The organism is Burkholderia sp. IMCC1007, from assembly GCF_027257875.1.
GTDB lineage: Bacteria > Pseudomonadota > Gammaproteobacteria > Burkholderiales > Burkholderiaceae > Burkholderia.
This window is the reverse complement of record NZ_JAPVQY010000004.1, coordinates 203,652-217,202: the sequence shown is the minus strand read 5'-3', so window position 1 is coordinate 217,202 and position 13,551 is coordinate 203,652. Positions and strand designations below refer to the sequence as shown.

Genomic DNA, 13,551 nt, shown 5'->3' with positions numbered 1-13,551 from the left:
CGTATGCCCGCAGTGTACGAGTTTGCCGATGTCCTGTATGTGGCAAAAACACCGAAAAATATAACGGGAAGGACAGCAAACAGGGGCCTGAGGGTATGGCCGTCGCCGCACGCGTTCGAAGCGAAAAATACGCTGCCGGAGCTAGGGAAAGCCCTAGGTGGCCACATACCCGGCATTCTAGGAATTGTCCTTCCCGTGATAGCCCCGCCGGTTCGGCAACCGGAAAATCTGCCCCATGTATTGATCTCTAACGGGGCAAAAACTATGTACCGAGGTTTCTGGTATGCGCAGGCGCTGGATCGCGAATGTGCATTGGCGCCCGCACTCGAGGAATCGACGCAGGCCGACGTGTGCATCATCGGCGGCGGTTACCTGGCGCTGTGGTCGGCGATCCGGATGAAGAAGGCGAAACCGGGCCTGGATATCGTCGTGATCGAAAAGGACCGCTGCGGTTCCGGCGCGAGCGGGCGCAATGGCGGCTTCGTCAACAACTGGTGGGCCAAATATCTGTCGCTGATGAGCATCTGCGGCGAAGCCGAGGCGCGGCGCATCTGCGAGGCCGCGGAATCGGCCATCGATGAAATCGGCGAATTCTGCCGCGAGCACGACGTCGATGCGCAGTTCCGCAAGCACGGCTGGCTGTGGACCGCGAGCAATCCGCGTCAGCACAACTCGTGGCTGGTGCTGACCGAGAGCCTGGAGAAGTACGGTGTGAACCCGTTCCGCGCGCTGTCGCCGGACGAGGTGCGCGACAAGTCCGGCTCGCCGCGAATCCTGTCGGGCATTTTCGATCCCAATGCGGCGACCGTGCAGCCGGCGCTGCTGGCGCGCGGCCTGCGCCGCGTGGCGATCGAGCTCGGCGTGCGCATCTACGAGAAGACGCCGATGACGCGCCTCGAGCGCAGCAAGCCGCCGGTGGTGTATACCCCGCGCGGCAAGATCACGGCGCGCAAGGTGGTCATCGCGATGAATGCATGGGGCGCGCAATTCCCCGAGCTCAAGCGGATGTTCGTGGTCATGTCGAGCGACATGATCGCGACCGCGCCGATGAAGTCGCGGCTCGATGCGACGGGCTTCAGGACCGGCGTGTGCGTGAGCGATTCGCGCACCGTGCTCAATTACTGGCGCAACACGCCGGACGGCCGCATCGTGTTCGGCAAGCCGCTGGGCCAGTTCGCCTTCGCGTCGAAGATCGGCGCGCTGTACGACAAACCGTGCCCGGCGGTCGACGGCGTGACCGCCGAGATGCGCTCGTTCTATCCGAAGCTGGCCGACGTGCCGATCGTCAACAGTTGGACGGGGCCGCTCGATCGCGCGATGAAGGGCCTGCCCAATTTCGGCTATCTCGGCGGCCATCGCGACATCGTGTTCGGCATCGGTTTCTCCGGTGCGGGCGTGGGCCCCACGGTGTTTGCCAGCCGCATCATCAAGTCGCTGGTCGAGGAGGCCAACGACGAGTGGGCCAATTGCGGCCTCGTCAACCAGCACATGAAGTTGCTGCCGCCCGAGCCGTTCCGTTTCATCGGCGCGCGCATGGTGCGCAACGCGCTGGTGCGCAAGGAGTCGCTCGAGGATCTCGACCGCGATGCCGGCGCACTCACCAATTTCCTCACGTCGCTGGCGCCTGCCGGCTATGCGCCCAAGAAAGTCGTTAGCAAGGGATGATCATGTCGCATCACGTCGTTTTTCTCGACCATGAAGGCATCGCGCCTTCGGTGAAAGTTCCCCAACTGCCGTTCGAGCATACGTGGACCAGCTACAGCTATACGTTGTCGCAGGACCTCGTCGCGCGGCTGCACGACGCCACCGTTGCGCTGACCTGCAGCGTGCCGCTGCGGGCGCAACATCTGCGCCAGTTGCCGAAGCTCAAAATGATTTCGCTGGCGCTGACCGGCACCGATATCGTCGATCTCGACTACTGTCACGAACACGGCATCGTGGTGACGAACGTGCCAGGCTATGCGGCCAACACGGTGGCCGAGCACGTGATCGCGATGATGTTCGAACTGCTGCGCCGGCCGAGCAGCTATCACCGGCTGATGCGCAAGGTCCATCGCGGCGAGGTGCCGGCGCGCAACATCTATTTCGATTTCCGGATTCGCGATGTGGCCGGCAAGACGCTCGGCATCATCGGCAACGGCGTGATCGCGCGCCGGCTCGCGGAGCTCGCGCGCGGCCTCGACATGAACGTGCTGCTCTACGACAAGGGCGGCGAGTTTCGCGGTGCGGGCTTCGTGCCGCTCGCACAATTGCTTGCGAGCAGCGACGTGCTGTCCATCAACGTGCCGCTCACCGACGAAACGTGCAACATGCTCGGTGCGAAGGAACTCGCGCAGATGAAGCGCGACGCGATCCTGATCAACACGGCGCGCGGCGGCATCGTCAACGAAGCGGCGCTGATCGACGCCATGCTCGACGAAACGATCGGCGGCGCGGCGCTGGACGTGCTGGTGAACGAGCCGGTCGACGTCGACGACCCGATCTTCCAGCTGATCGATCACGACAACTTCATCCTCAATCCGCACGTTGCATGGAGCAGCGCCGACGCGATGCAGGGCTTGATCGACAAGGCGCTGAACAACATCGTCGAATTCGCGAACGGCGACGTGCCGCAATTTGCCATCCAGAAGGTAACCGCATGACTTCCATCATCAAGACCAGCTTCGTCGACGGCCGCTTCGTCGAGCCGGACAGCCGGGCCGATCTGCTCGAGAACCGCAATCCGTCGGCGCCGGCCGAGATCGTCGAGCGCTTCGCGCGTGCCGATGCCGCGCTCGCCGAGCGCGCGATCCAGGCGGCCGCGAACGCGAGCCGCACGTGGCGCCGCAGCAACCCGCAACTGCGCGCGACGATACTCGATCGCATCGGCAGCGAGATTCTCGAACGCCGTCAGGAACTGGCCGAGCTGCTGGCGCGCGAGGAAGGCAAGATCGTGCGCGAAGCGCTGGGCGAAGTGGACCGCGCCGGCCACTCGTTCAAGTTCTACGCGCAGGAAGCGCTGCGCGCGAACGGCGAGAAATACGATTCGGTGCGCGAGGGTGTCGGCGTCGACGTGTTCACGCAGCCGGTCGGCGTGGTCGGCATCATCAGTCCGTGGAACTTCCCGCTCGCGATTCCCGCATGGAAGGTTGCGCCGGCGCTCGCGTTCGGCAACGCGGTCGTGTTCAAGCCGGCCGAACTGGTGCCGTCATCCGCGTGGGCGCTCGCGGAGATCATCTCCCGCTCCGGCTTGCCGGCCGGCGTGTTCAACCTGCTGATCGGGCCGGGCCGCACCGTCGGCGACGCGATCCTGCGTTCGCCGCAGGTTGATGCGATCACGTTCACCGGATCCGAATCGACGGGCCGGCAGGTCGCGCGGATCGCGGCCGAGCGGCTGGTGCGCGTGCAACTGGAGATGGGCGGCAAGAATCCGCTCGTCGTGCTGGACGACGCCGATCTCGATGTTGCCGTCGAGGTCGCGCTGAACGGCTCGTTCTATTCGACCGGCCAGCGTTGCACGGCCAGCTCGCGCGTGATCGTCACGGCCGGCATCCATGATGCGTTCGTCGAGAAACTCGCGGCGCGTACGCGTGCGTTGCGCGTGGGCGATGCGCTGAGTGCCGACACCGATATCGGCCCGGTGGTCGACCCGAGCCAGCTCAGGCAGAACCTGTCGTACGTCGAGTCGGGCGTGCAGGAAGGCGCGACGCTGGTGTGCGGCGGCAAGCATCTGGACAACGACAAGGACGCCTATCATTTTTCGCCGGCGCTGTTTACCGACGTGCAGCCGCACATGCGCATCTACCGAGAGGAGATCTTCGGGCCGGTACTGGCCGTGCTGAAGGTGCCCGATTACGAAGCGGCGCTGGCGGCGGCCGAAGACACGCCGTTCGGCTTGTCCGCAGGCATCGTCACGACGTCGTTGAAGCATGCGGAGGACTTCAAGCGCCGCTCGTCGGCCGGCATGGTGATGGTGAACCTGCCGACGGCGGGTGTGGACTATCACGTTCCGTTCGGCGGCAACCGCGGATCGAGTCTGGGGCCGCGCGAGCAGGGGACGTATGCGCGGCAGTTCTTTACGCGGGTGAAGACGACGTATCAGCTCGCGTGACGGCGATGTCGACGCGCGCGGCGGATCCGGAACCGGCTTCGCGACGTGCGCTGGCCGTGGCGGCGTCGGTGCGATGCGTGACGGATCGCCGCTGCTAATATGGCTGGAGATGAACCGCTGCACCGGTCCGCACGCATTCCACGACACGTCACATCACGAAAGCCGCCCAAGGATCCGCCCGCATGCGTATCGATCCGTACAGCCTGGAGCTGTTCATTTCCGTCGTTCAGGAAGGCTCGATCTCTCGCGCCGCCAGCCGCAACCATATCGCGCCGTCGGCGCTCAGCCGGCGCATCGCCGATCTCGAAGCGGCGATGGGCGTCCCGTTGCTGATCCGCTCGCCGTCCGGTGTCGAATTGACCGAAGCCGGCCGTCACGCATTTTCGCGCGCCGTATCGGTTCACGACCAGTTGCAGTCGCTGGCGCGCGAGGTTCAGTCGTTGAGCGGCGAGGTCGCCGGCGTCGTGCGCCTGCATGCGAACGCATCGGCGATCGTCGGCTTCCTGCCGGAGCGGCTGAAGGCGTTTCAGGCACGTTACCCGCTCGTGCAGATCGCGCTGACGGAAGAGATCAGCGACGAGGTGGTCCGCGCATGCGTGGACGACCGCGCAGACGTTGGCATCTCGGCGTGCGGCAAGCTGCCGGGCGGGCTGGAGTCGTGGCACTTCGCCGACGATCCGCTGATGGTCGTGCTGCCGCTCGATCACGAACTCGCCGCGCTTTCGGCACTGGCGTTCGGCGACGTGCTGCGCTTTCCGCTCGTGGCATTGCAGGCCGGCGGCTCGCTCGACCGGACGCTCAAGGAACGGGCCGACGCCGCACGCATGCCGCTGACGCTGTCGGTGACGGTCAACAGCTTCGACGCGCAATGCCGGATGGTCGAGGCGGGGCTCGGCATCGGCATCGTTCCGACCAGCGCGGCGTCGGCGTTCGCCGGCTCGAACGGGTTCGTGCGCAGGCCGCTCGACGAGCGGTGGGCGCGCGAGCGCGCGCTGCATGTCCATGCGCTGAGGAAATCGTCGCGCCTGAGGGCCGTCCAGGCGCTGATCGACGCGCTCGCGGGCATCTGAGGCCGCAGGGTTTACGCGGACATCGCGATTTGCGATGCCCCGCTTGCCGATCGAGCACTTCGTTTCCGCTATAGCAGCCGTCTAGATTTCAATCCAAGGAGAAATCAGATGGCAACAGTGGATGTGGCGGGCCGGCTCCTGTTTCTTTGCGATGATCCGGAGCGCGTCGAACGGCAACTCGGCGGCGCCGACCTGACGCAGGCGGAGGCGGGGCCGCTGCGGGACGATATATCGACCGATGAAATCACGCCGATGAGCGTGCTGACGCGCTTCGACGAGCGCCTTGGCCGCTTCCCGTATCTCGGCTTTCGCACCGGCGGCCGCAATCCGATCGGACCGGGCGCCGTGCTGGCCGGCGGCTTTCGCGTGACGGTCGCGGGGAATCGCTACGGCAAGGGGTCGTCGCGCGAGCATAGTCCGCTCGCGGAATACCGCGCGGGCATCCGGCTCGTGATCGCGAAGAGCTTCGAGCGGATTTACCGGCAGAACGCGGACAACCTCGGCCTCTTCACGTCGACGGATTTCGGCCTGATCGAACGCATCCGGCGCGGCGAATCCATCGACATCGAGGAACTCGTCGCGACGCGCGACGACCTGGCCGCGTCGATCCTGCGCAGCGGCGGCCTGCTGCGCTACGGTGCGCAACAGATGCGCGAGATCGAGCCGGCGGGCGAGGCGGCCGATTCGGCCGATTCGACGCATGCCGCGCCGCGCACGCTCGCGCAGAAAATTCTCGAGCGCCACGCGCTGCGCACGGCCGGAACCGGAACCGCGTTCGTGCCCGGCGCGGGCGTGTTCGTTCGCGCCGACTGGCGCTTCATCCACGAGTACTACACGGGGATGGCCGCGCACATGCTGCATGCGGCGTTCGGCAAGCCGCTGTCGCTGCATCAACCGGAGACGATAGTCGCGTTCGAGGATCACCTGTCGTATGCACATCGCAGCGAGCTGCACGTGCGCAACGGGTTGCTTCCGGACGTGCGCGAGCTGTCGGCCGCACACCGGCAATTCGCGAAGGACTACGGATTGACGAATCACGGCTATCTCGCGGAATCCGGCAGTGGTGGCGGCGCGCGCGTCGATGAAGGATCGGAAGGCATTTCGCACGCGATGATGGCGGAGCGTTATGCGCTGCCGGGCCAGGTCGTGGTCGGCACCGATTCGCACACGCCGCACAGCGGCGCGCTCGGTTGCATCGCATTCGGCGTCGGCACCACGGACATGGCGAACGCGTTCGTGACGGGCGCGGTGCGGATGACCGTGCCACCGTCGCTGCGGATCGAATACAACGGTTCGATTCCGCGCGGCGTGACGGCCAAGGATCTGGTGCTGCACCTGCTCGCCGATCCGAAGATTCGCGCCGGCTCGGGTGTCGGCAAGGTGTTCGAGTTCGCGGGCTCCGCCATGGCGCAACTGACGACGGACGAGCGCACGACGCTCACGAACATGACGGCCGAGCTGGGCGGCTTCACGGGCATCGTCGCGCCCGACGCGGAAACCGTGCGATTCCTGAAGGCGCGGCGCGGCATCGACTTCGTGATCGAGCCGTGGATGCGCAGCGACGCCGGGGCGCCGTACGCGGACGTGATCGAGATCGACTGCACACGCATCACGCCGATGCTGGCGGCGCCCGGCGACCCGGGCAACGGCATCGCGCTGCGCGACCTCGCGGAACGGCCGCGTGTCGATATCGCGTATGGCGGTTCGTGCACGGCGGGCAAGCGCGAAGACTTCGACCATTACCACGAAGTGCTGGCGTGGGCGGCGGCGCGCGGGCTGCGCGTACCGGCCGACGTGAGCCTCTATCTGCAGTTCGGCACGTCGGACGTCCGCGACTACTGCGCGCGGCGCGGTTATCTCGACACCTTCGAGCGCGTGGGCGCGGTGCTGCTGCAACCGTCATGCGGCGCATGCGCGAACTGCGGGCCCGGTTCGTCGACGGATGCTGCGCAAGTGACGATCAGCGCGATCAACCGCAACTTCCCCGGCCGGTCCGGCCCCGGCCAGGTGTGGCTCGCGAGCCCGCCGACCGTCGTCGCGAGCGCGCTGGCCGGCCGCATCGCGTCCTTTGCCGAATTGCAGGCGCAGTACCCATAAGCGGTTCGGCGCCGCACGCGCGGCGCTATCTATTCCAACGACGAGACAGGAGACAGACATGGCTATTGTGGAGCGCGCATCGACCCTGCGCGCCGCCGAAGCCGCAGCCGCCGCGGCGGCTGCATCCACGGCATCGGCGGCCGGCGTGGGCGCGATTTCGGCACGACTCGACCGGCTTCCCGCGACACCCGCGGTCTGGAAACTGATCGCACTGCTGAGCCTCGGTTTCTTCTTCGAGCTGTACGACCTGCTCTTTACCGGCTACATCGCACCCGGTCTCGTCAAGAGCCGCATTCTCACGCCGACCACGGCGGGGCTGTTCGGCACGTCGGGCGTCGCGAGCTTCATCGCCGCGCTGTTCTGCGGGCTGTTCGTCGGCACGGCCGCATGCGGCTTTCTCGCCGACCGCTTCGGCCGCCGGTCGATCTTCACGTGGTCGTTGTTGTGGTACGTCGCGGCCAATACGGTGATGGCGTTCCAGGACACCGCGAGCGGCCTGAACTTCTGGCGCTTCGTGTCGGGCCTGGGCATCGGCGTCGAGCTGGTCACGATCGGCACCTACATGTCGGAACTCGCGCCGAAGCATCTGCGCGGCCGCGCGTTCGCGGTCTGTCAGACGATCGGCTTCTCGGCCGTGCCGGTCGTCGCGTTTCTGTCGTATCTGCTGGTGCCAGCCGCACCGTTCGGCGTCGACGGCTGGCGATGGGTCGTCCTGCTCGGCGGAATCAGCGCGCTGTTCGTCTGGTACTTCCGGCGCAATTTGCCGGAAAGCCCGCGCTGGCTCGCCGGCAAGGGCCGTATTCAGGAGGCCGATGAAGTGCTCGCGCGGCTGGAGGCGCAGGTTGCGCGCCAGTACGGCGGGCCGTTGCCCGAGCCGGGCCCGGCCGACCCCGTCCAGCGCAACGCGGGGTTCGCCGACATGCTCAGGACGCCGTACCGCAAGCGCACGGTGATGCTGGTCGTCTTCCACATCTTCCAGACGGTCGGCTTCTACGGTTTCGCGAACTGGGTGCCGACGCTGCTCGTCAAGCAGGGGATCACCGTGACGTCGAGCCTGCTGTACACGACGATCATCGGCCTTGCCGCGCCGCTCGGGCCGCTGCTCGGCTACTGGATCGCGGACCGCTTCGAGCGCAAGCACGTGATCGTATGCATGGCCGCGCTCAATATCGTTAGCGGGCTGCTGTTCAGCCAGGCGTCGGCGGCGGTTGCGATCGTATCGCTGGGCGTGCTGCTGACACTGGCCGGCAACATCATTTCGTTCACGTACCACGCGTATCAGCAGGAGCTGTATCCGACGGCCATTCGCGCGCGCGCGGTCGGCTTCGTCTATTCGTGGAGCCGGCTGTCGGCGGTGTTCAGCGCGTTCGCGATCGCGTTCACGCTGAAGGAATTCGGCATCACCGGCGTGTTCGTGTTCATCGCCGGCGCAATGGCGCTCGTCATGCTCGCGATCGGGCTGATGGGCCCGAAAACGCTCGGCCAGTCGCTCGAGCGCATTTCGCACTGACCGGCGGCTGTCGCACGCAGCGGCCGAAGTCGCGGGCCGCTGCGCGCCCGACGGTTCACGTGCCGCACGCGTGGATCAGGAACTGCTGCAGCGCGGCGGCCGGCCCGCTCAACTGCGCGCCTTTCGCCCAGATCATGCCGGCGTCCATTTGGGGCACGGCGTCCAGAATCGGCCGCGCTTCGATCCGCTTGCCCTCGAGCGACCACGGCCGGAACACCATGTCGGACAGCACGGTCACGCCGAAGCCGTGTGCGACCAGCCCGCGCAGCGCCTCCATCGAGCTGGTGCGAAACGCGATATTCGGCGCGATTCCTTTCTTCTTCCAGTAGCGCAGCGTCGACTGCTCGCCCTCGTCCACCGTGATCAGGATGTACGGATGCGCGGCGATGTCCTTCAGCGACGGCGCGTCGACCTGCGCGAGCGGATGCGTCGGCGCGACCCACAGCTGGCGCCGCGAGCGGATCAGCACCTGGCTGCCGAACCGGCTCAGCTTGTCGACGTTCGACAGCAGCACCACGCCGATGTCGACGTCGCCGTCGAGCACCGCCCGTTCGCTGTCGGCCCGCTCCATGTCGCGCAGGTCGAACTCGATGAACGGATAGGTCGCGCGAAAGCGTGCGAGCAACTCCGGCAGGAAATAGCCGAGCACCGTGTACGACGCGGCGATGCGCACGGTGCCGCGCAAGTCGTGCGAGCGGAACGGCGGCTTGTGCACCGCATCGCGCGCGGCGTCGAGCACGCGGCGCGCATGGTTGTAGAAATCCTGGCCGTCGGGCGTGAGCGCGACGCCCTGCGGCAAGCGCTCGAAGAGCCGTGTGCCGAGCCCGTGTTCGAGCGCCAGCACCGCGTTGGTGATCGCCGATTGGGACACGTGTTCGTTCGCCGCCGCCATCGAAAACTGGCCGGTCTGGGCGGCCGCCGCGAAGTAGCGCAGCTGCCGGAGCGTGAGATCGAATGCCATCTGATTTTCGGATACCAGGATTGTCTATTTGTGATTTTACGATAGCAAATCGGCTTCCTATACTCGACTGAAAAATCACGATCACCCCGGAGACAGTCCCGCCATGAACGCGCCAGAACCCGCTGTTGCGTCGCTACCGCCGGCCGAAACGGCCGCCCCGCATACCGATGCCGTGTCGCTCGACGACAAATACACGCTCGAAAAGGGCCGCGTCTACATCAGCGGCACGCAGGCACTGGTGCGTCTGCCGATGCTGCAGAAGGCGCGCGACCGGAAGGCCGGGTTGAACACGGCGGGCTTCATCTCCGGCTATCGCGGCTCGCCGCTCGGCGCGCTCGACCAGTCGCTATGGAAGGCGAAGCGCCACCTGCAGGCGAACGACATCGTGTTCCAATCCGGCGTGAACGAGGATCTCGCCGCGACGGCAGTGTGGGGCACGCAGCAGATCAACCTGTGGCCGGGTGCGACGCGCGACGGCGTGTTCGGCATGTGGTACGGCAAGGGCCCCGGCGTGGATCGTACCGGCGACGTCTTCAAGCACGCGAACTCCGCCGGCAGCGATGCGCACGGCGGCGTGCTCGTGCTCGCGGGCGATGATCACGCGGCGAAGTCGTCGTCGGTCGCGCACCAGTCGGAGCACGCGTTCATCGCGGCGGGCATCCCGGTGCTCTATCCGGCCAACGTGCAGGAATACCTGGATTACGGGCTGCACGGCTGGGCGATGAGCCGCTACTCGGGCCTGTGGGTCGCGATGAAGTGCGTGACCGACGTGATCGAATCGACGGCCTCGATCGACCTCGACCCGGACCGCGTGGAAATCGTCACGCCGACCGATTATGCGATGCCGGAAGGCGGCCTCAATATCCGCTGGCCGGATGCGCCGCTCGCGCAGGAGGCGCGGCTGCTCGACGAGAAGTGGTACGCGGCGCTCGCCTATGTGCGCGCGAACCGGCTGAACCGGATCGTGATCGATTCGCCGACGCCGCGCATCGGCATCATCACGGCGGGCAAGGCCTATCTCGACGTGCGCCAGGCGCTGAGCGACCTCGGCCTCGACGACGAGACCTGCGCGAAGATCGGCCTGCGCGTGTTGAAGGTCGGGTGCGTGTGGCCGCTCGATGCGCAGGACGCGCGCGCGTTCGCGACGGGCCTCGAGGAAATCCTCGTCGTCGAGGAAAAGCGCCAGATTCTCGAATACGCGCTGAAGGAAGAGTTGTACAACTGGCGCGAGGACGTGCGTCCGAAGATCTACGGCAAGTTCGACGAGCGCGACAACGAAGGCGGCGAATGGTCGGTGCCGCGCGGCGACTGGCTGCTGCCCGCGCACTACGAGCTGTCGCCGGCCCTCATCGCGAAGGCGATCGCGCGGCGCGTCGCGCGTGCCGACCTGCCCGACGACGTGCGCGCGCGCATGCTCGCGCGTGTCGCGATCATCGACGCGAAGGAGCGCGACGCGGCGAAGCCGCGCGTGTCCGTCGAGCGCAAGCCGTGGTTCTGCTCGGGCTGCCCGCACAATACCTCGACGCGTGTGCCGGAAGGCTCGCGCGCGCTGGCCGGGATCGGCTGCCATTACATGTCGATGTGGATGGACCGCAAGACGGAAACGTTCAGCCAGATGGGCGGCGAGGGCGTCGCATGGCTCGGCCAGATGCACTTCTCCGGCGACAAGCATGTGTTCGTGAATCTCGGCGACGGCACCTACTTCCATTCGGGCCTGCTCGCGATTCGCGCGGCGATCGCGTCGAACGCGAACATCACGTACAAGATTCTCTACAACGACGCGGTCGCGATGACGGGCGGCCAACCGGTCGACGGCGTGCTGACCGTGCCGCAGATCGCGCATCAGGTGAGTGCGGAAGGCGCGAAGCGCATCGTGATCGTGACGGACGAGCCTGAGAAGTACGATGCCGGCGTCGCGCTGCCCGCGGGCGTCGACGTGCATCATCGCGATCGGCTGGATTCGGTTCAGCGAATGCTGCGCGACGTCGCGGGCACGACGGTGCTGATCTACGACCAGACCTGCGCGACCGAAAAGCGGCGGCGTCGCAAGCGCGGCGCGTATCCCGATCCGGCGCGCCGCGCGTTCATCAACGACGCGGTGTGCGAAGGATGCGGCGACTGCTCGGTGCAGTCGAACTGCCTGTCCGTCGAGCCGCTCGATACGCCGCTCGGCACGAAGCGCAAGATCAACCAGTCGTCGTGCAACAAGGATTTCTCCTGCGTGAACGGCTTCTGCCCGAGCTTCGTGATGGCCGAGGGCGCGCAGCTGCGCAAGCCTGTGGCCGCGCGCGGCCGCAGCGCCGGCGCGTTCGACTTCGATGCGTTGCCGATGCCGTCGCTGCCGGCACTGGCGGGCGCGTACGGGATTCTCGTGACGGGCGTGGGTGGCACGGGCGTCGTGACGATCGGCGGGCTGATCGGCATGGCCGCGCATCTCGAGCGCAAGGGCGTGACGGTGCTCGACATGGCCGGTCTCGCGCAAAAGGGCGGCGCAGTGCTCAGCCACGTGCAGATCGCGGCGACGCCCGACGCGCTGCACGCGACGCGCATCGCGACGGGCGAAGCGCGGCTCGTGATCGGCTGCGATGCGATCGTGTCGGCATCGAACGACGTGCTGTCGCGCACCCGGCATGGCGTGACGGTCGCCGCGATCAACAGCGGCGCGACCCCGACCGCGGAATTCGTCAAGAATCCGAAATGGGTCTTTCCGGGCACGCAGACCGAGGCCGAACTGCGCGAGAGCATCGGCGACGGATGTGCATTCATCGACGCGAACCAGCTCGCGCTTGCGCTGCTGGGCGACTCGATCTACAGCAATCCGCTGCTGCTCGGCTTTGCGTGGCAGAAGGGCTGGCTGCCGCTGGAACTCACGAGCCTGCTACGTGCGATCGAACTCAATGGCGTGTCGGTCGACAAGAATCAGCACGCGTTCACGCTGGGGCGCTATATCGCGCATCACGGCGCGGCTGCGGTCCAGCCGATCATCGCGCCTGCTGCCGCGCCGCGGCGCACCGTCGAGCAGACGCCCGAATCGCTCGATACGCTGATCGGCGCGCGCGAGGCGTTGCTCACCGCGTACCAGAACGATGCGTACGCGCGGCGCTATCGTGACGTGGTCGACCGCATCCGGGCCGCGGAGTCGAGGGTCGCCGGTACTGCGCACCTGTCGCTGACGCGCGCCGTGGCGGCGAACCTGGCGAAGCTGATGGCATACAAGGACGAATACGAAGTCGCGCGCCTGTATGCCGATCCCGCCTATCTGGAGAAATTGCGTCAGCAGTTCGACGGCGTGCCGGGGCGGGACTACGCGCTGAACTTCTATCTCGCGCCGCCGTTGCTGGCGAAGCGCGACGAGCACGGGCACCTGCAGAAGAAGCGCTTCGGCCCGTGGATACTGCCGGCCTTCCGGGTGCTGGCGAAACTGAAGGGGCTGCGCGGCACGCCGTTCGACGTATTCGGGCACACCGACGAGCGGCGCGACGAGCGTCGGCTGATTGCCGACTACATCGCGCTCGTCGACGAGTTTTGCGCGACGCTCGACGCGGAACGCCTGCCGGTCGCGCTGCAACTCGCGAGCCTTCCCGACGATATTCGCGGCTTCGGCCACGTGAAGGCGCGCAACGTTGCGGCGGCGGAGAAGAAGCGGGAGCGGCTGCTCGACGCATACCGGATGCCGGCGCGATCCGTGGCAATCGCGTGACGGCCATCGACGGCGGGCGCGGTTTTGTTTCAGGCCGGGCTCGCCGTTAGCTGCAATGCGGATCGATTGGACGAAGCGGGCGGAGCGGCGCGATGCGCCGTGCGCGATGGTGGCGCGGCCGGG

At 66.6% G+C, this 13,551-nt stretch carries 8 protein-coding genes; 7 read left to right on the top strand and 1 reads right to left on the bottom strand.

Annotated features, from left to right (window positions below; translation table 11 throughout):
- Positions 1-3: 3 nt before the first annotated feature.
- From O1Q03_RS06510 to O1Q03_RS06485, 6 genes are all read left to right on the top strand, one after another.
- Entirely contained in the window at positions 4-1,665 is a 1,662-nt protein-coding gene (locus O1Q03_RS06510) for an NAD(P)/FAD-dependent oxidoreductase (RefSeq protein ID WP_269502286.1), read from the top strand.
- A 50-nt stretch (positions 1,666-1,715) separates the two neighbouring features.
- On the top strand, positions 1,716-2,642 hold the full coding sequence (locus tag O1Q03_RS06505; RefSeq protein ID WP_269502285.1) for an NAD(P)-dependent oxidoreductase: 927 nt from the start codon (positions 1,716-1,718) through the stop codon (positions 2,640-2,642).
- Positions 2,643-2,650: 8 nt separating this feature from the next.
- Complete coding sequence (locus O1Q03_RS06500) at positions 2,651-4,090, top strand: aldehyde dehydrogenase family protein (RefSeq protein ID WP_269502368.1); 1,440 nt, start codon at positions 2,651-2,653, stop codon at positions 4,088-4,090.
- Positions 4,091-4,272: 182 nt separating this feature from the next.
- Positions 4,273-5,160 (top strand): LysR family transcriptional regulator, encoded by an 888-nt coding sequence (locus O1Q03_RS06495; protein ID WP_269502284.1) that lies wholly within the window; start codon positions 4,273-4,275, stop codon positions 5,158-5,160.
- A 108-nt stretch (positions 5,161-5,268) separates the two neighbouring features.
- Entirely contained in the window at positions 5,269-7,257 is a 1,989-nt protein-coding gene (locus O1Q03_RS06490; protein ID WP_269502283.1) for an aconitase family protein, read from the top strand.
- Positions 7,258-7,315: 58 nt separating this feature from the next.
- Positions 7,316-8,767, top strand: a complete 1,452-nt coding sequence (locus O1Q03_RS06485; RefSeq protein ID WP_269502282.1) for an MFS transporter — start codon at positions 7,316-7,318, stop codon at positions 8,765-8,767.
- A 55-nt stretch (positions 8,768-8,822) separates the two neighbouring features.
- Here O1Q03_RS06485 and O1Q03_RS06480 read toward each other — a convergent pair whose 3' ends face one another.
- Positions 8,823-9,728 carry a LysR family transcriptional regulator gene (locus tag O1Q03_RS06480; protein ID WP_269502280.1) on the bottom strand — a complete coding sequence of 302 codons (906 nt, stop codon included), beginning with the start codon at positions 9,726-9,728 and terminating at the stop codon, positions 8,823-8,825.
- Positions 9,729-9,831: 103 nt separating this feature from the next.
- Here O1Q03_RS06480 and O1Q03_RS06475 point away from each other — a divergent pair, with 103 nt between their 5' ends.
- Entirely contained in the window at positions 9,832-13,428 is a 3,597-nt protein-coding gene (locus O1Q03_RS06475) for an indolepyruvate ferredoxin oxidoreductase family protein (RefSeq protein WP_269502278.1), read from the top strand.
- Positions 13,429-13,551: the final 123 nt, after the last annotated feature.